Origin of the sequence: Polaromonas jejuensis NBRC 106434 (assembly GCF_001598235.1) — a bacterium.
GTDB lineage: Bacteria > Pseudomonadota > Gammaproteobacteria > Burkholderiales > Burkholderiaceae_C > Polaromonas > Polaromonas jejuensis.
The window spans coordinates 127,445-144,600 of sequence record NZ_BCYO01000007.1 but is presented as its reverse complement, the minus strand read 5'-3'; the positions used below and the strand labels follow the sequence as shown (position 1 = coordinate 144,600).

General features: G+C 62.2%; 18 protein-coding genes. 14 read left to right on the top strand and 4 right to left on the bottom strand.

Annotated features, from left to right (window positions below; translation table 11 throughout):
* Positions 1 to 21: 21 nt before the first annotated feature.
* The 12 genes from murB (at position 22) to PJE01S_RS10935 (ending at position 11,005) form a co-directional block, all read left to right on the top strand.
* A complete protein-coding gene (murB, locus tag PJE01S_RS10990; protein WP_068833649.1) occupies positions 22 to 1,089 on the top strand; it encodes a UDP-N-acetylmuramate dehydrogenase in 1,068 nt (355 codons plus the stop codon).
* A 135-nt stretch (positions 1,090 to 1,224) separates the two neighbouring features.
* Positions 1,225 to 1,614 (top strand): thiol-disulfide oxidoreductase DCC family protein, encoded by a 390-nt coding sequence (locus PJE01S_RS10985; RefSeq protein ID WP_068833648.1) that lies wholly within the window; start codon positions 1,225 to 1,227, stop codon positions 1,612 to 1,614.
* Between the two features lie 228 nt (positions 1,615 to 1,842).
* Positions 1,843 to 2,886: a fatty acid desaturase gene (locus tag PJE01S_RS10980; protein ID WP_084389467.1), complete on the top strand. Its 1,044-nt coding sequence runs from the start codon at positions 1,843 to 1,845 to the stop codon at positions 2,884 to 2,886.
* A 206-nt stretch (positions 2,887 to 3,092) separates the two neighbouring features.
* Complete coding sequence (locus tag PJE01S_RS10975; protein WP_068833647.1) at positions 3,093 to 5,429, top strand: heavy metal translocating P-type ATPase; 2,337 nt, start codon at positions 3,093 to 3,095, stop codon at positions 5,427 to 5,429.
* Between the two features lie 6 nt (positions 5,430 to 5,435).
* The gene (ccoS, locus tag PJE01S_RS26290; protein ID WP_084389466.1) at positions 5,436 to 5,651 is read left to right on the top strand and encodes a cbb3-type cytochrome oxidase assembly protein CcoS; all 216 of its coding nucleotides are present in this window, start codon (positions 5,436 to 5,438) and stop codon (positions 5,649 to 5,651) included.
* A gap of 56 nt (positions 5,652 to 5,707) precedes the next feature.
* The gene (gene ccoN, locus PJE01S_RS10965; RefSeq protein ID WP_068833646.1) at positions 5,708 to 7,159 is read left to right on the top strand and encodes a cytochrome-c oxidase, cbb3-type subunit I; all 1,452 of its coding nucleotides are present in this window, start codon (positions 5,708 to 5,710) and stop codon (positions 7,157 to 7,159) included.
* 13 nt (positions 7,160 to 7,172) lie between these two features.
* Positions 7,173 to 7,778 carry a cytochrome-c oxidase, cbb3-type subunit II gene (gene ccoO / locus PJE01S_RS10960; protein ID WP_377372000.1) on the top strand — a complete coding sequence of 202 codons (606 nt, stop codon included), beginning with the start codon at positions 7,173 to 7,175 and terminating at the stop codon, positions 7,776 to 7,778.
* Positions 7,779 to 7,789: 11 nt separating this feature from the next.
* Positions 7,790 to 7,927 carry a CcoQ/FixQ family Cbb3-type cytochrome c oxidase assembly chaperone gene (locus PJE01S_RS10955; protein WP_068833644.1) on the top strand — a complete coding sequence of 46 codons (138 nt, stop codon included), beginning with the start codon at positions 7,790 to 7,792 and terminating at the stop codon, positions 7,925 to 7,927.
* Between the two features lie 11 nt (positions 7,928 to 7,938).
* Positions 7,939 to 8,913 (top strand): cytochrome-c oxidase, cbb3-type subunit III, encoded by a 975-nt coding sequence (gene ccoP, locus PJE01S_RS10950; protein ID WP_068833643.1) that lies wholly within the window; start codon positions 7,939 to 7,941, stop codon positions 8,911 to 8,913.
* Between the two features lie 12 nt (positions 8,914 to 8,925).
* Positions 8,926 to 10,404: a cytochrome c oxidase accessory protein CcoG gene (gene ccoG / locus PJE01S_RS10945; protein WP_068833642.1), complete on the top strand. Its 1,479-nt coding sequence runs from the start codon at positions 8,926 to 8,928 to the stop codon at positions 10,402 to 10,404.
* A gap of 24 nt (positions 10,405 to 10,428) precedes the next feature.
* Positions 10,429 to 10,722, top strand: a complete 294-nt coding sequence (locus tag PJE01S_RS10940; protein ID WP_068833641.1) for a FixH family protein — start codon at positions 10,429 to 10,431, stop codon at positions 10,720 to 10,722.
* The gene (locus PJE01S_RS10935; RefSeq protein ID WP_157090290.1) at positions 10,709 to 11,005 is read left to right on the top strand and encodes a hypothetical protein; all 297 of its coding nucleotides are present in this window, start codon (positions 10,709 to 10,711) and stop codon (positions 11,003 to 11,005) included. Before PJE01S_RS10940 ends, PJE01S_RS10935 begins: the two co-directional genes overlap by 14 nt.
* Here PJE01S_RS10935 and fnr read toward each other — a convergent pair.
* Positions 10,983 to 11,702 (bottom strand): fumarate/nitrate reduction transcriptional regulator Fnr, encoded by a 720-nt coding sequence (gene fnr, locus PJE01S_RS10930; RefSeq protein ID WP_068833722.1) that lies wholly within the window; start codon positions 11,700 to 11,702, stop codon positions 10,983 to 10,985. The genes PJE01S_RS10935 and fnr overlap by 23 nt on opposite strands.
* Positions 11,703 to 11,905: 203 nt before the next feature.
* Here fnr and hemN point away from each other — a divergent pair, with 203 nt between their 5' ends.
* Complete coding sequence (gene hemN / locus PJE01S_RS10925; protein ID WP_068833639.1) at positions 11,906 to 13,288, top strand: oxygen-independent coproporphyrinogen III oxidase; 1,383 nt, start codon at positions 11,906 to 11,908, stop codon at positions 13,286 to 13,288.
* Positions 13,288 to 13,965, top strand: a complete 678-nt coding sequence (locus PJE01S_RS10920) for a sulfite exporter TauE/SafE family protein (RefSeq protein WP_068833638.1) — start codon at positions 13,288 to 13,290, stop codon at positions 13,963 to 13,965. Before hemN ends, PJE01S_RS10920 begins: the two co-directional genes overlap by 1 nt.
* A gap of 233 nt (positions 13,966 to 14,198) precedes the next feature.
* On the opposite strand, the gene argG is transcribed toward PJE01S_RS10920, so the two are convergent.
* From argG to PJE01S_RS10905, 3 genes are all read right to left on the bottom strand, one after another.
* Positions 14,199 to 15,539 carry an argininosuccinate synthase gene (gene argG, locus PJE01S_RS10915; RefSeq protein ID WP_068833637.1) on the bottom strand — a complete coding sequence of 447 codons (1,341 nt, stop codon included), beginning with the start codon at positions 15,537 to 15,539 and terminating at the stop codon, positions 14,199 to 14,201.
* A 16-nt stretch (positions 15,540 to 15,555) separates the two neighbouring features.
* Positions 15,556 to 15,882 carry a pyrimidine/purine nucleoside phosphorylase gene (gene ppnP, locus PJE01S_RS10910; protein WP_068833636.1) on the bottom strand — a complete coding sequence of 109 codons (327 nt, stop codon included), beginning with the start codon at positions 15,880 to 15,882 and terminating at the stop codon, positions 15,556 to 15,558.
* A gap of 100 nt (positions 15,883 to 15,982) precedes the next feature.
* On the bottom strand, positions 15,983 to 17,131 hold the full coding sequence (locus PJE01S_RS10905) for an L-talarate/galactarate dehydratase (RefSeq protein WP_068833635.1): 1,149 nt from the start codon (positions 17,129 to 17,131) through the stop codon (positions 15,983 to 15,985).
* Positions 17,132 to 17,156 lie beyond the last annotated feature (25 nt).

Sequence of the window (17,156 nt, the reverse complement as noted above, 5' to 3'; positions counted from 1 at the left end):
GGGGGGTGAGACAATCCTGAGATGTTAGTCGAGAAAAACGTTCCACTCCAGCAAGCCAACACCTTCGGCATCATGGCCAAGGCACTCACCCTGGTCAGGGTGAGCAGCGAAGCCGATATTGCCGCCGTGCTGCAGGATGCCGGCTTGCGTGTGCAGCCCAAGTTCGTGCTGGGCGGGGGCAGCAACATCGTGTTGACCGGCGATGTCAAGCCTTTGGTGCTCAAGGTCGAAATCATGGGCAAACGCCTCGTCAGCGAGACCGCCAAGGCCTGGATTGTCGAAGCCGGCGCCGGTGAAAACTGGCACGATCTGGTCACCTGGACCCTGCAAATGGGCTACCCCGGCCTGGAAAACCTGGCGCTGATTCCCGGCACGGTAGGGGCCTCGCCGGTGCAGAACATTGGCGCCTACGGGGTGGAACTGCAGGACCGCTTTGAATCACTCGATGCCGTGGACCTGAGCACCGGCCAGCCTTTCACGCTCAATGCCGCGCAGTGTGCGTTTGGCTACCGCGATTCGGTGTTCAAGCACGCCAGCAAGCCGGGCGAAGCGTCGGGCGCGCAAGGCCTGGGCCTGGCGGAAAAGGCGCTGATCACCCGGGTGCGCTTTTCACTGCCCAAGCCCTGGAAACCCGTGCTGGGCTATGCGGATATCGATAAAAAAATGCTGCAGTCCAGGGTGAGCGCGCCCAGTGCGCTACAAATTTATGAGTGGATTTGCGATATTCGCCGGGCCAAGCTGCCCGATCCGCAGCTCATAGGCAATGCCGGCAGCTTCTTCAAAAACCCCACCGTCTCGGCCGAGCAATGCGCCGACATCATCCAGCGCGATCCCAAGATCGTGCACTACCACCTGGCCGACGGCTCTGTCAAGCTGGCGGCGGGCTGGCTGATTGACGCCTGCGGCTGGAAGGGCAAGTCCATAGGCAACGCCGGCGTGTACGACAAACAGGCGCTGGTGCTCGTCAATCGCGGCGGTGAGGCCAACCCGGTCACCGGCGGCGAAGTGATGACGCTGGCCAAGGCCATACAGACCAGCGTGTATGAGCGCTTCGGCATCCGGCTGGAGCCGGAGCCGGTGGTCGTTTGATTCCATGTCTACTTCAATGCGATATGTCGTTGCCCCGCCTTGCCGTGCTGCAGCACTGTCTGCGGCGGAGCGCCTAATCTCGCACCGAATGAGCAATGGAATAAGGCGGTTGCATGCCGGGCCGCGGCGCAGGCCATGATTGTTGTGTTTGATGCGCAATGCCTGCTCTGCAATGGCTGGGTGCGGTTTCTGCTGCGCCATGACCAACGCCGCGTGCTGCGTTTTGCGTCCATACAGGGCGCGCACGGCCAGGCCCTTCTGGCGCGGGCCGGGCTGAAGGTCGAAGGCCTGCAGACGCTGCTGCTGGTCGATGGCGACCGCATCTTGCAGCACACGGCGGCTCTTTTGCGCATGTGTCATGCCCTGGGCGGCCCCTGGCGCCTGGCGTGGCTGGCCTGGCTCATACCGGCCCCGCTGCGCGATGCGCTCTACCGCTTTCTGGCGCGGCATCGCTACCAGTGGTTTGGCCGCAGTGAGACCTGCCTGCTGCCGCCGGCCGACTACGCGCAGCGCTTTCTGGACTGATTCCAGAGAGTATCGACAAGGCGCAGGCGCTGCGCCCAGCGGCCGGGCTGAAAGAAGAGCGCCCGTTTCCTTGCACAAAGCCACCTCCTGGTGGCTTTTTTCCATGCCAGTGCCGGGCACATTGCGCAACCGCTCATAGGGCCTCAGCAGTGCTTGACGTGGATCAACACGCAGCGAGCTCCCGACGCTAAGCTCAAAAGCTTCGCCCTGGGCGCTCATATTCAACTTATGCACCAAGCTACAGTCATCCCGCACCGCAAAATCATTCGAGAATGGCTTGCGCCCATCGTCACCAAAAACACGGCTTACGCCATTTGCCTGGTGGTGATGGATCTGCTGCTGTTTGGGCTGGCGTTCAGCGCGGCCGTTTTGCTGGCCCAGCCCGCGCTGCAGGTGCTGGCCGGCATCGTCACAGGCCTGGTCATAGGTCGGCTGTTTATTTTGGGTCACGATGCCTGCCACCAGAGCCTTACGCCGCACCGCCGGCTCAACCGCTGGCTGGGGCGGCTGGTGTTCCTGCCCTCGCTCACACCCTACAGCCTGTGGGACGTGGGCCACAACGTCGTGCACCACGGCTACACCAACCTCAAGGACTTCGACTTTGTGTGGCAGCCGTATTCACTCGACGCTTACCGGCGCCTTCCCGCCTGGCGCAGAGTGCTGGAACAGGTGTACCGCAGCGGCTGGGCACCGTGGCTTTACTACGGGCTTGAAATCTGGTTCAAGCGCATGTACTTCCCGTCAAAAAAGCTGATGCCGACACGCCGAGGCATTTTTACGGCCGACTGCCTGCTGGTCACTGGCGTAGCAATGGCCTGGGTTACCGCACTGGTCTACGCGGCCTACACCACCGGCCAGTCGCCGTGGTGGCTATTAAGTGTCGGGTTTTTGCTGCCTTTGCTGGTGTGGAATGCCCTGATCGGTTTTGTCGTCTATGTGCATCACACCCACACCCGCGTGGCCTGGTATGCGCAAAAGAAAGACTGGTCAGCGGCCAGCCCCTTTGTTTCGACCACCGTCCATCTGACCTTTGGTGCAGGCATTGGCAACGCGCTGCACCACATCATGGAACACACGGCGCACCATGTCGACATGGGCGTGCCGCTGTATCGCCTCAAGCAGGCACAGGCGCTGCTGGAAGCCAAACTGCCCGGCCACATCGTGATTCAGCCCTTTTCCTGGGCCTGGTATTTTGAGACGGCCAGACGCTGCAAACTTTACGATTTTGAGCAGCAGTGCTGGACTGATTTCGCGGGCCAAAGAACGAGTTAACTCTTTTTACGCAACCCGTCGGCTCCGCGCATGGTGATTACTTGGCTTACGTCTGGTGAAAAAATAGCGGCCTGAGATGGACGCTTGAGGCCGCAAATCGGCGGACTCCGTTCCGAGGCATTTCAGCCGCCTGCCAGACCTCCCCGATGACCCGGTCCTTGATCCATGTCAAGGTATCCGGCCTGTGCTGCCGGTAGTCTTGGCCCATGCAAGCCGCTGACCTCCTAGCTGAGTTGCCCGAGCCCGGTCCTGGGGTGATCCGGGAAACCGGGCCCGGCCGTCTTGCCGTGTTTGACGACCCTGAGGAGTGGGCCACTTTTAGCCAACCCGCCGAGCCAACCCCGGGCAAAGCCTCAGCGGACACGACGGACTTGTGGGAGTCGCAGGTAGTGGTGCGTGGCATGCACTGCGCGGCCTGTTCGCTCACGCTGGAGCAGGCGCTGCTGGAGGTTCCTGGCGTCAGCGCTGCCCAGGTCAGTGCGGCGAGTCAGCGCGCCAGCATTGTCTGGGCGGCGGCGCTGACCCGGCCTTCCGAGTGGATGGCTGCGCCGCTGGCCTTGGGCTACCGGCTGCTGCCCGCTGCCGATGCGTTTGCGCTCCGGCACGGCCGCAGGGTCGCGCGGCTGGCGCTGTGGCGCTGGCTGGTGGCCGGGTTTTGCATGATGCAGGTCATGATGTACGCGACGCCGGCTTACATCGCGGGGCCGGGTGATATCACACCCGACATTCAAAGCCTGCTGCGCTGGGCCTCCTGGGTGCTGAGCCTGCCCGTGGTGTTCTTTTCCTGCGCGCCGTTTTTTGGCAATGCGCTGCGCGATTTGAGGCAGCGCCGCATCAGCATGGATTTGCCGGTGGCGCTGGGCATTGTCATGACCTTCGCCATCAGCAGCGCCGCCACCTTTGAGCCACAGGGCCGGTGGGGGCAGGAGGTTTACTTTGATTCGCTGACGATGTTCGTTTTTTTTCTGCTCACCGGCCGCTGGCTGGAGCAGCGCCTGCGTGCGCGCACGGCCGGTGCCCTTGACAGCCTGATGCAGCGGCTGCCCGACAGCGTGGAGCGGCAGCAGGCCCACGGCGGCTTTGAGCGGGTGGCCGTGCGCCGGCTGGTGTCCGGTGATCTGGTTCGTGTGCTGCCCGGGGAGGCTTTTCCGGCCGACGGCACGATTGTCCTGGGCGACACCTTTGCCGATGAAGCGCTGCTGACCGGTGAATCCCGTCCCGTCGCCCGCCCGCTGGGCGCATCGGTGCTGGCCGGCAGCCACAACCTGTCGGCCGCCGTGGAGGTGCGCGTTGACAACATCGGCGAGAGCACCCGTTACGCGCAGATTGTGGCCCTGATGGCACGGGCTGCCGTAGACAAGCCCCGACTGGCGCTGCTGGCCGACCGGGTGGCCAAGCCTTTTTTGGGCTTTGTGCTGTTGGCCGCAGTTCTGGCCGCCGCGTACTGGTGGAACACAGACCCCGCCCGAGGCCTGATGGCGGCGGTGGCCGTGCTGGTGGTGACCTGCCCCTGTGCGCTGTCGCTGGCCACGCCCACCGCCATGCTGACTTCCGCAGGCCTGCTGGCGCGGCATGGCGTGCTGGTGCGCCGTTTGCAGGCGCTTGAAGATCTGGCCAGCATAGACACGGTGATTTTTGATAAAACCGGCACCCTGACCGAAGCCCGCATGGGCTTGCGCGGCGTGAGCACCCATAGGGGCATGACGGCCGAGCAGGCGCTGCAACTGGCGTGCGCGCTGGCCCAACACTCGCTGCACCCGCTGTCGCGCGCATTGGTGCAGGCGGCGGGTCCGGTCTTCACGCCCGGAACGCAGAAGGTCTTCGATGTGCGGGAGTTTGCGGGCCAGGGGCTTGAGGGCCGACTCACCGATTTGCCTGTGCCGGGTGTGCTGGGCCTGGTGCGCCTGGGCTCGGCCCGGTTTTGCCGGCTCGATGGCCCGCACCACAGCCTGCGGGTCTACCTGGCCGACGATTCGGGTTGGCTGGCCGGGTTTGACCTTGACGAAGTGCTTCGCCCTGATGCTCATGAAGCCGTCACCCGCTTGCAAAAGATGGGACTTGAGGCGCAGATGCTGTCGGGCGATAACGATGCCGCGGCCAGGCGGGCAGCAGGCCGGCTGGGCATCAAAGAAGTGCAGGGCGATTGCACACCCCAGAACAAGCTGGAGCGCTTGCAGGCCTTGCAGCAACAGGGCCGCAAGGTGCTCATGGTCGGGGACGGCCTGAACGACGGACCGGTGCTGGCCCGTGCCCATGTCTCGGTGGCCCTCGGGCAGGCCGTGCCGCTGGCGCAGGCCCAGTCTGACCTCGTCATGCCGGGCGGGCAGTTGCTGATGTTGCCCGCCATGCTGGCCCACGCGCGCCAGACCCTGCGCGTCGTGCGCCAAAACCTCTGGTGGGCCGCTGCCTACAACGCGATCTGCGTGCCTTTAGCCCTGATGGGCTGGCTACCGGCCTGGCTGGCCGGATTCGGCATGGCGCTCAGTTCGCTGCTGGTCATTGCCAATGCGGCGCGTTTGTCGCGTCTGAAAGAAAAAAGCTGAGTTGTCATGGATGTTTTGTTTCTTCTGGTTCCCCTGTCGGTGTTGCTGGCGCTGGCGGTGCTGGGGGTGCTGGCATGGGCGGTCTGGTCGGGTCAGTTTGAAGACATGGAAAGCGAAGGGCAACGCATTTTCCAGGATGAAGCGATGACGTCCGGTGAATCAGCAGACTTGATCTCTATTGATCCATATCAACACGCGCATCACGTCCCAGCGGCACACTGAAGTTAACTTAGGTCACCGAGGACTGCTTGATGAGTGCCGTACTTTCAACCCCCGCGATGCGGGCATCCCAATCGGGCTGGGCAGCTTCGCACGCCACGCAGTACAACGACAGGATCGTGCGCCAGTTTGCCGTGATGGCCGTGGTCTGGGGTGTCGTCAGCATGCTGGTCGGCGTGTTCATCGCGGCGCAAATGGCCTGGCCCGAGCTCAACTTCGGCATTGCCTGGCTGTCATTCGGGCGCCTGCGCCCGCTGCACACCAATGCCGCCATCTTTGCGTTTGGCGGCTGCGCGCTGTTTGCCACCAGCTACTACGTGGTGCAGCGCACCTGCCAGGTTCGGATCATTTCGGACAAGCTGGCGGCCTTTCACTTCTGGGGCTGGCAGGCGGTGATTGTCGGGGCCGCCATCTCGCTGCCCATGGGTTTTACCCGCGGCAAGGAATACGCCGAACTGGAATGGCCGATCGCGATTTTGATTGCCCTGACCTGGGTGGCTTATGCGATGGTGTTTTTCGGCACGATTGGCCTGCGCAAGGTCAGGCATATCTATGTGGCCAACTGGTTTTATGGTGCGTTCATCATCGCCGTTGCGCTGCTGCATATCGTCAACGGCGCGGTCGTGCCTGCAGGCTGGATGAAGTCTTATTCGGCCTACGCCGGCGTGCAGGACGCCATGGTGCAGTGGTGGTACGGCCACAACGCCGTGGGCTTCTTTTTGACGGCCGGTTTTCTGGGGATTGTGTATTACTTCATTCCCAAGCAGGCCGAGCGGCCGGTGTATTCCTACCGGCTTTCCATCGTCCATTTCTGGGCGCTGATCTTCACCTACATGTGGGCCGGCCCGCACCATTTGCACTACACCGCGCTGCCCGACTGGACGCAGTCCATTGGCATGGTGTTCTCGCTCATTCTGCTGGCCCCCAGCTGGGGCGGCATGATCAATGGCGTGATGACCCTGTCGGGCGCCTGGCACAAGCTGCGTGAAGACCCGATCATCCGCTTCATGATTGTGGCCCTGTCCTTCTACGGCATCGCCACCTTCGAGGGGCCCATGATGTCCATCAAGACGGTCAACGCCTTGTCGCATTACACCGACTGGGGCATTGCCCATGTGCATGGCGGCACGCTGGGCTGGGTCGGTTTTATTTCGATGGGCGCGCTCTACTTCCTGGTGCCGCGCCTGTTTGGGCAAACCAGAATGCACAGCGTCAAGGCCATCGAGGTCCATTTCTGGATGGCCACGATTGGCATCGTGCTGTACATCGCCGCCATGTGGATTGCCGGCGTGATGCAGGGCCTGATGTGGCGCGCCATCAACACCGATGGCTCATTGACCTACACCTTTGTGGAGAGCGTCAAGGCGACCTACCCGTTTTATGTGGTGCGCTTTTTGGGCGGTCTGCTGTACCTGAGCGGCATGGTGCTGATGGCCTGGAACGTCGCCATGACGGCGCTGGCCGGCAAGCCGTCCAGCACCACGATTCCACGCAGTCTGGCACATGCCTGAAAGAAGCGCCCTTATGTCTTTTTCACACGAAAAAATTGAAACCAGCAACTGGTTGATGATTGTTCTGGTTCTGATCGTCGTGGCCGTCGGCGGTCTGGTTGAAATTGTTCCCCTGTTCTTCCAGAAGTCCACCACGCAAGCCATCAAGGGGGTGGTGCCGGACTCGCCCCTGAAGCTGGTGGGCCGCGATATTTATGTGCGCGAAGGCTGCTACAACTGCCACTCGCAAATGATCCGGCCGCTGGTGGCCGAGACCCTGCGCTACGGCCATTATTCCGTGGCCGGTGAGTTTGTGTACGACCACCCGTTTCAGTGGGGCAGCAAGCGCACCGGTCCCGATCTGCACCGCGTGGGCGGCAAGTACAGCGACGAATGGCAGCGCCTGCACCTGGTGAGCCCGCGCGACCTGGTGCCCGAATCCATCATGCCGGCCTATCCCTGGCTGGAAAAAGCCCCGGCCGATGCCGAATCCGTTCAGCGCCGCATGAAAGCCCTGCGCTCGGTAGGCGTGCCTTACACCGATGCCGAAATCGCCAGCGCGCCCGAAGAGGTCAAAGGCAAGACCGAGCTGGATGCGCTGGTGGCGTATTTGCAGGGCCTGGGCCTGGCACTGAAATAAGAGGACTCACCATGGATATCAACCTACTGCGCAGCTTGGTCACCGTGGCCGCGTTTGCCGTCTTCATCGGGATTCTGGTGTGGGTTTGTTTGCCCGCCAGAAAAGCGCAGTTTGACGATGCGGCGCAACTGCCCTTCCGGTCTGAATAGGAGCAGTCACGATGAGCGATTTCACGAACGGATTCTGGCCCTGGTATGTGGCGGCCATCAGCCTGGTGTCGATTCTTGCCTGCGCCTGGTTGCTGTGGGTAGCCGGCAAAGCCAGGGTCAGCGCGCATCCGGGGCAGTCAGGGCAGGCGAGCGACAACACCACCGGCCATGTCTGGGACGAGGACTTGCGGGAGCTGAACAACCCCCTGCCGCTGTGGTGGATGTGGCTGTTCATTCTGACGGTGGTTTTTGCGCTGGGTTATCTGGTGGTTTTCCCCGGCCTGGGCAGTTTTCCGGGGCTGTTGAAATGGTCGACCGAGGCCGAGCACACGCAGGATGTCCGCCAGGTCCGCGCTCAAGTGGCACCGCTCTATGCCGAGTTCACCGCGCAACCCGTTGAAGCGCTGGTAAGAGATCCGCGCGCCATGGCCATCGGCGAGCGGCTGTTCATGAACAATTGCTCGCAGTGCCACGGCTCCGACGGGCGCGGCAGCAAGTCCTACCCCAATCTCACCAATGCCAATGCCGCATGGCTGGGCCAACGGAGTGCCGAGCACATCGTGCAGACGGTGACGAACGGCCGTACCGGCGTGATGCCGCCCATGGGGGCGGCCATAGGCGGCGAGGCCGAGATCAGTGAGCTGGCCAATTACGTGTTGTCGCTGTCGGGCAGCCCGCATAACGAGATCAAGGCCTACAGCGGCAAGAAAAAGTTTTCGGCCTGTGCCGCCTGCCATGGCGTGGACGGCAAAGGCAACAAGGCGCTGGGCGCCCCCAATCTGACGGATGACTACTGGCTGCACGGCTGGGGCGAGGCCGCGATTGCCAACATCGTCAAAAACGGCAAGACCAACGTCATGCCGGCCCAGTCGCCCAAGTTGACGGCCGAGCAGATTCATGTGGTGTCGGCTTATGTGCTGAGCTTGTCGGGCAGCAGCTTTCCGGCGAGTTCCGGGGCCGCGGCACCGGGCATCAAGCCGAACTAAGGGACGGTTGGCGTGACATCTCCCAGCAGCACTTCCCGCTTGCCGAAACGCGTCATTCCGATTGTGGCGGTGGGCGGTGTGGCTGCCGGTAGGGCAGCAGAAGACGACTCTTCGGCCGTGGTGTCGCTGTACCAGTCTGAGCAAAAGATCTATGCCCGCAGTGTCTCGGGCTGGTTCAACCAGTGGCGCTGGGCCATGGTGTGGGTGACGCAGCTGGTGTTTTACGGGCTGCCCTGGCTGTCCATGAATGAGCGGCAAGCCATGTTGTTTGACCTGGGTGCCCGGCGTTTCTACATTTTCAATCTGGTGCTGTACCCGCAGGACCTGATTTACCTGACGGGCCTGCTCATCATCAGCGCGCTGTCGCTATTTCTGTTCACGGCGGTGGCCGGGCGGCTGTGGTGCGGCTACGCCTGTCCACAAACGGTGTACACCGAAATCTTCATGTGGGTGGAGCGCAAAATCGAGGGCGACAGGGTGGCGCGGATGCGGCTGGACAAATCCCCTTGGGGGGCTGCCAAGCTGGCCCGCAAAAGCGCCAAGCACGCGGCGTGGATCGCGATCGGCTTATGGACCGGCTTTACTTTTGTCGGCTATTTCACGCCGATCAAGGAACTGGCGGCTTCGGTCCTCAGTTTTTCGCTGGGGCCGTGGGAATTGTTCTGGGTGCTGTTTTATGGCTTTGCCACCTATGGCAACGCGGGCTGGATGCGCGAGCAGGTCTGTAAGTACATGTGCCCGTATGCACGCTTTCAGAGTGCCATGTTTGACCGCGACACGCTGATCGTTACCTATGACGCAGCCCGGGGCGAAGGCCGAGGCTCACGTCCGCGCAGTGACAAGCCAGCCGACTACCAGGCCAAAGGGCTAGGGGACTGTATTGACTGCGGCCTGTGCGTGCAGGTGTGCCCGACCGGCATCGACATCCGCAACGGCCTGCAGTATGAATGCATCAGTTGCGCGGCCTGCATTGATGTGTGTGACGGGGTCATGGACAAGATGCATTACCCGCGCGGTTTGATTCGCAACAGTACGCAAAACGGCATCAGTCAAAAGTTGTCCCGGGCGGCCATGTTTCGCCGGGTGCTGCGCCCCAGGGTGCTGATCTACACCGCGGTTCTCGCGGCGGTCAGCCTGGGGCTGCTGGGAAGCCTGCTGACCCGCGCCAGCTTCAAGGTGGATGTGGTGCGCGACCGCGGGGTGATGGCCCGCATGGTGGGGCAGGGCCAGATCGAAAACGTCTACCGCCTGCAAATCATGAATGCCACCGAACACAGCCAGCAGTATGCGATTCGTGTGAACGGGATTGACGGGGTCAGGATGGCGTCGGACGCGGCGGTGGTGGTGGATGCCGCCACTTCACGCTGGGTGCCGGTGCGCGTGCAGGCACCGCCCAACGCGGCCACGGCCGGCTCGCACCCGATTGAATTCGTGATCACTACGTCGGCCGATAAGGTGACCGAAAAATCAGTCTTCCTGGTACCCCGTTAGACATTTGGCTCAATAAGGCAAAGCATGAATCCTGTTAACAAAACCGCCCGCCATGTTTCGCGGATCTCCACGGCCCCCCCTTGGTGGAAGGAGCCTTATGTCTGGCTGGTGATTGCCGGGCCACTGTCTGCGGTGCTGGCTTGTGCGGTCACGGCGGTGTACATCATGCAGGGGCCGGAGGCGCTGGTTTCGGATGATGCTTACCGGGAAGGGATCGCGATCAGCCAGAAAGTGCAGACGGCGCGACCGCCCATGCAGCCCGCACTGACGGGGCGCAACCACAGTGCAACGGGAGGCAAACGCGATGAACAACCTTGAGTCGAATGAGATGTCGAAAGTCAGGTATTGGGTGCTCGTCATCTGGCCAGCATTCCTGGCGGCTTGCCTGCTGGAGGCGCTGGTGTTTGCCATGGTGGACCCGGGCGAGGTGCATTGGCCGGGACCCACTTTCCAGCCGTCGCGCCAGGGCGGTTACGCGATGGCGTTTTTCAGCTTCTGGCTGATCAGCATGGCTTGCAGCGGGTTGGTTTTATGGCTGGCTAAACCGGAACAGGGAAATGGATTAAGAGGATCAAAAATCAGCGACAAACTTGCGGATTGACGATGCGCTTGAGTGCCTCGGCATCCCGTATCTGGATATGGCGCTGCTTGACCTCGACCAGGCCATCGTCGGCGAATTTTGAGAAGGTCCGGCTCACGGTTTCAAGCTTCATACCCAGATAACTGCCGATTTCTTCCCGCGTCATGCGCAGCACCAGCTCTGATCTTGAAAAACCGCGCGCCTGCAGCCGCTGCACCAGATTGAGCAGGAAGGCCGCCAGCCGTTCCTCGGCCCGCATGCTTCCCAGCAAGAGCATCACGCCATGGTCCCGCACAATTTCGCGGCTCATGATTTTGTGGACATGGTGCTGCAGCGCATTGACCTCGCGTGAGATTTCCTCGATGCGGTCAAAAGGCATGACGCACACTTCGGCGTCTTCAAGCGCAATGGCATCGCAGGTGTGCCGGTCATTGACGATGCCGTCCAGGCCAATGATCTCGCCGGCCATCTGAAAGCCCGTGACCTGGTCGCGCCCGTCTTCCGCGGTCACGCTGGTTTTGAAAAAACCGGTCCGGATGGCATACAGCGAGGTGAATTTCTCGCCATTGTGGAACAGGGACATGCCGCGCTTGATGCTTCGCCGCGTGGCAACCAGTTCGTCCACGCGGCTTAGTTCCTCGGCATTCAGGCCCACGGGCATGCACAGTTCGCGCAAATTGCAGTTGGAGCAGGCGACCTTGACGAATTCTTTGTCCATTCGGGCTATTTTGACGGAGCCGGGTGGCTTCTCCAAATTTTCCGCTTCGGTGTTGGTTGCAGGGACTATGGCGCTATCGAACATGACGGACTCCTGACGTGGTTTCGATTGTCCTCTTGCCTGCCTGCCCGGGACTTGATCCATGTCAAGGTATGACTTGGCAATTGACGGCAGAGTAGGGTGCTCGCCCAAGGGATTTGTTCATGAGTGTTGTTTCGCCTGACTTGCTGCGCCAATTTGACCTGACCGGACCGCGGTACACCTCGTACCCGACGGCCGACCGGTTTGTGGAAGCGTTTGCTGCGGATGATTACGTTCAGGCCCTCAAACAGCGCCGCAGCGGGGTCGCCGCGATGTCTTTGCCACTGTCGCTGTATGTTCACATTCCGTTTTGTGAGTCCTTGTGCTACTACTGCGCCTGCAACAAAATCATCACAAAGCACCACGAACGGGCCGAGCCGTATTTGCGCTACCTGAGCCGCGAGGTCGACCTGCACACGGCTCACGTCGGCTTGGGCCAGGTGGTCAGCCAGTTGCACCTGGGTGGCGGCAGCCCGACTTTTTTAAGCGATGATGAGCTGCGGGCCCTGATGGCCATGCTGCGCCGCAGTTTTTCCCTGGCTCCCGGGGGTGAGTATTCGATCGAGGTGGATCCGCGAACCGTGGATGAAGGCCGGCTTGCCGTGCTGGCCGAGTTGGGTTTTGACCGTTTGAGCTTTGGCGTGCAGGACTTTGATCCGGCGGTGCAAAAAGCCGTACACCGCGTTCAACCCGCAGAGCAGGTGTTTGCGCTGGTTGAAACGGCCCGGCGGCAGGGCTTTGAGTCAATCAACGTGGATCTGATTTACGGCTTGCCCCGGCAAACACCGGAATCATTTGAGCGCACCCTGGCCCAGGTAACAGCACTGCGCCCGGACCGTGTGGCCTTGTACGCCTATGCGCATTTGCCGGAACGTTTCAAGCCGCAGCGCCGCATTGTGACGGCCGAGCTTCCCTCGGCTTCTGCCAGAACGTCCATGCTGGCCCGCTCGCTGGCCTTGTTTGATGCGGCGGGCTATGTGTATGTGGGCATGGACCATTTCGCCTTGCCCAGCGATGCGCTGGCCATAGCCAAGCGCCAGGGCCGCCTGCACCGCAATTTTCAGGGCTACAGCACCCAGCCTGATTGCGACCTGATTGCACTGGGTGTCTCGGCCATCGGTCGGGTGGGGGCTGCTTACAGCCAGAATGCCAAGACCCTGGCCGAGTACTACGACCATCTGGATCAGGGGCGGCTGCCGGTCGTGCGCGGCCTGGCCTTGTCGCGCGATGACCTGGTCAGGCGTGCGGTGATCATGGCCTTGATGTGCCAGGGGGCCTTGCAGTTCGAGTCGATCGAGCTGGCCTACCTGCTCGATTTTCGGACTTACTTTGCGCCTGAGCTGGAAGCGCTGGACGTGCTGGCCGGGCAGGGGTTGCTCAGCCTGAATGATTCCGGTATGGAGGTGACGGCCAAAGGCTGGTTTTTTGTGCGGGCGGTTGCGATGGTGTTTGACCGCTATTTGCAGGCAGACCGCAACCGTGCGCGGTTCTCAAAAATCATCTGATGCAGACCACGCTCGCCGCAACCGCTTTGCTGATGGGGCTTGCCGGTGGGCCCCACTGCATTGCCATGTGCGGCGCCGCGTGTGCCGGCATCGGGCGTTCTGGTGGCCGTAAGAGCACACGCTCCCTGTGGGTTTTTCAGGCGGGCCGGGTCGTAGGCTATTCAAGCTTGGGCGGTATCGCCGCGGCTTCGATGCAGGGCCTGGGCTGGCTCAGCGTTCAATCGGCAGCCCTTCGACCCCTATGGACACTGTTCCACGCGGCCACCGCGCTGCTGGGTTTGATGCTGCTGTGGCAGGCGCGCCAGCCGGTCTGGCTGGAGAACACCGCGCGCAAGGTCTGGGGCAGGGTGCGCGAAGTCACCCAGGGTTCGCGCGGCGGGGCCCCGCTGCTGCTGGGTGTTTTGTGGGCGCTGCTGCCTTGCGGGCTGCTGTACTCGGCCTTGCTGGTGGCGGCGCTGACCAGCAGCATGCTTGAGGGTGCCGCCGTCATGGGGCTGTTTGCGCTGGGAAGCAGTGTTTCTTTGATGGCCGGGCCATGGCTCTGGCTGCGGCTGCGCGGGCAAGGTTCAGGCCAATGGGCTGTGCGTCTGGCGGGTCTGGCTTTGTCCGTGACCTCCTTGTGGGGGCTGTGGATGGGCTTGGCGCACAACACGGCACCTTGGTGCCTGAGCCCATGAGTGAAACGACCCGCGAATCGCTTACTGCGGCCCGCGCAGCATGAGCCCGAAACGCACCAGAGCACTGTCTGTGGCGGTGCGTCTACTCTCTCATTGAATTAGAAATGGACTGACATGAAAAAGCCACCTGGCGGTGGCTTGTTTCGTGATGGCTGGTGATTGCTATTGTTTTAATAGCTAATTGCGCCCGTCAAACATGGGCTGCAGCCATTTTTTCTTGAGTTTATCGGTTCTTAGCGGCCTTCGTTCTTGCCCAGACTGGGCAAGGCCTGTCCTTCGCCAGTGGACAGCAGGCCGACCTTGGCGTAAATGCCCAGCTTGTCGCGCGTGTCCACGATGTCGAGGTTGCGCATCGTCAGCTGGCCGATGCGGTCCAGCGGGGTGAATGGTGCGTCTTCAACTTTTTCCATGCTCAGGCGCTCGGGCTTGTAGGTCAGGTTGGCCGACTCGGTGTTGAGGATGGAGTAATCGTTGCCGCGGCGCAATTCCACGGTGACCTCGCCGGTGATGGCGCGCGCCACCCAGCGCTGGGCCGTCTCGCGCAGCATGATGGCCTGCGAGTCGAACCAGCGGCCCTGGTACAGCAGGCGGCCCAGCTTGCGGCCGTTGTCGCGGTATTGCTCGATGGTGTCTTCATTGTGGATGCCGGTGACCAGGCGTTCGTAGGCGATGAACAGCAGGGCCAGGCCCGGGGCCTCGTAAATGCCGCGGCTCTTGGCTTCGATGATGCGGTTCTCGATCTGGTCGCTCATGCCCAGGCCATGGCGGCCGCCTATGCGGTTGGCTTCGAGGATCAGGTCCACCAGGCTGTCGTAGCGCACGCCATTGAGGGCCACGGGGCGGCCTTCCTCAAAGCGCACCGTGACTTCTTCGCGCTTGACCTCGACCTCATCCTTCCAGAAGGCCACGCCCATGATGGGCTGGACGATCTTCATGCCGCAGTTCAGCTGCTCCAGGTCCTTGGCCTCGTGCGTGGCGCCCAGCATGTTGGAGTCGGTGGAGTAGGCTTTTTCGGCCGACATCTTGTAGCCGAAACCGGCTTGGGTCATGAAGGCCGACATTTCGGCGCGGCCACCGAGCTCGTCGATGAAGAGCTGGTCCAGCCAGGGCTTGTAAATCTTCAGGTCCGGATTGGTCAGCAGGCCGTAGCGGTAAAAGCGCTCGATGTCGTTGCCCTTGAAGGTGCTGCCGTCGCCCCAGATGTTGACGTCGTCTTCCTTCATGGCCGCGACCAGCATGGTGCCGGTGACGGCGCGCCCTAGCGGCGTGGTGTTGAAGTAGGTCACGCCGGCGGTGGTGATGTGGAAGGCGCCGCTTTGCAGCGCGGCAATGCCCTCGGCGGCCAGCTGGCTGCGGCAGTCGACCAGGCGGGCCTTTTCGGCGCCGTACTGCATGGCCTTGCGCGGGATTTCGTCGTAGTCAGGCTCGTCGGGCTGGCCCAGATTGGCGGTGTAGGCGTAAGGGATGGCACCCTTGAGCTTCATCCAGTGCAGCGCGGCGCTGGTGTCGAGGCCGCCGGAAAAGGCGATGCCGACTTTCTGGCCGGCGGGAAGGTTCTGGAGAATGGTGCTCATGGTGGGATTCCTGAAATCAACCGAAGTGGCAGATGTAGTGGTAGGCGTCGAAACCCGCGGCAACGCGGATCTCGAACTTCGCGTTGCCCGGAACGCTGAATTTTTCGCCGGCGGAGGATTTCACCCAGTTGTCGCTGCCGGCCAGCCGGTATTCGCAGGCACCGGCCACGCATTCCATGATTTCAGGAACGCCGGTATTGAAGGTCAGGGTCGCGGGCAGGATCACGCCCACGGATTTTTTAGTGCCATCGGCAAACGTGATGCCGTGGCTCACGCATTTGCCGTCAAAGTACACATTGGCCTGGGTGGTGACACTGATGTTGTCGATCTTTTCGGTGGTCATGGATGGGATGGGGTGGGTGATGAAAAGTGCCGGCTGCCGCTTGGGGCCAGGCCGTGAACCCCCGATTTTAGGGCACCCGGGCGGTCCGGGGCCGGTCAGATCAAGCCCGCTTGCCGATTTCGGCGACTTCGCGCGTCCACGCCCTGGCCTGCTCGCTGAGGCTCAGGCCGAGGCCGGGGCGGGTCGGCACCAGCATGCGGCCGTCCTTGATTTCCAGGCGCTCGTTGAAAAGAGGCTCGAGCCAATCGAAGTGTTCGACCCAGGGCTCCGTCGCATAGACGGCGCCGAGGTGCACATGCAGTTCCATGGCGAAGTGCGGGCCGAGGGCCAGGCCGGCGTTCTCGGCTTGCGCGGCGATGCGCAGGAAGGGTGTGATGCCGCCCACGCGCGGTGCGTCCGGCATCAGGTAGTCGGCCGCGCGGTGGCGAATCAGCTCGGCGTGCTCTGCCGCGGATGTCAGCATTTCACCGGTGGCGATGGGCGTGTCGAACTGCGCGGCCAGCGCGGCGTGGCCTTCGTTGTCGTACGCATCCAGGGGCTCTTCAATCCAGACCAGGTTGAACTGCTCGAAGATGCGGCACATGCGCTGCGCGGTGGGCCGGTCCCATTGCTGGTTGGCGTCGACCATCAGCGGCGTGTGCTCGCCCAGGTGCTTGCGCACGGCTTCGACACGCTGGATGTCGAGCGCCTGGTCGGGCTGGCCGACCTTGAGCTTGATGCCGCCTATGCCGCGTTCGCGCGATGCAGCGGCGTTGACCAGCAGCTGGTCCAGTGGCGTGTGAAGGAAGCCGCCGGACGTGTTGTAGCAGCGGACCGAGTCGCGTTGCGAACCCAACAGCTTCGAGAGCGAGAGGCCTGCACGGCGGGCTTTCAGGTCATAAAGGGCCACGTCAAAGGCACCAATCGCCTGCACGGCCATGCCGCTGCGGCCGACGGATGCGCCAGCCCACTGCAGTTTGGTCCAGAGCTTGGAGATGTCGCTCGGGTCCTCGCCGATGAGCGCCGGTGCGATTTCCCTGGCATGCGCGAACTGGCCGGGGCCGCCGGCGCGCTTGGAATAGCTGAAGCCCAGGCCCTTGTGGCCGTCCTTGGTCTCGATTTCCGCAAAGAGCATGGCAATCTCGGTCATCGGCTTCTGTCGGCCGGTCAGGACCTTGGCATCACTGATGGGATTGGCCAGCGGCAGATAGCACGAGGAGATGCGAACCCAGGCGATGCTGTCCGCGGAGATGGAGGTAGTGGTGGTCATGTGTAGTGTTTTCAGAAAAATGCGA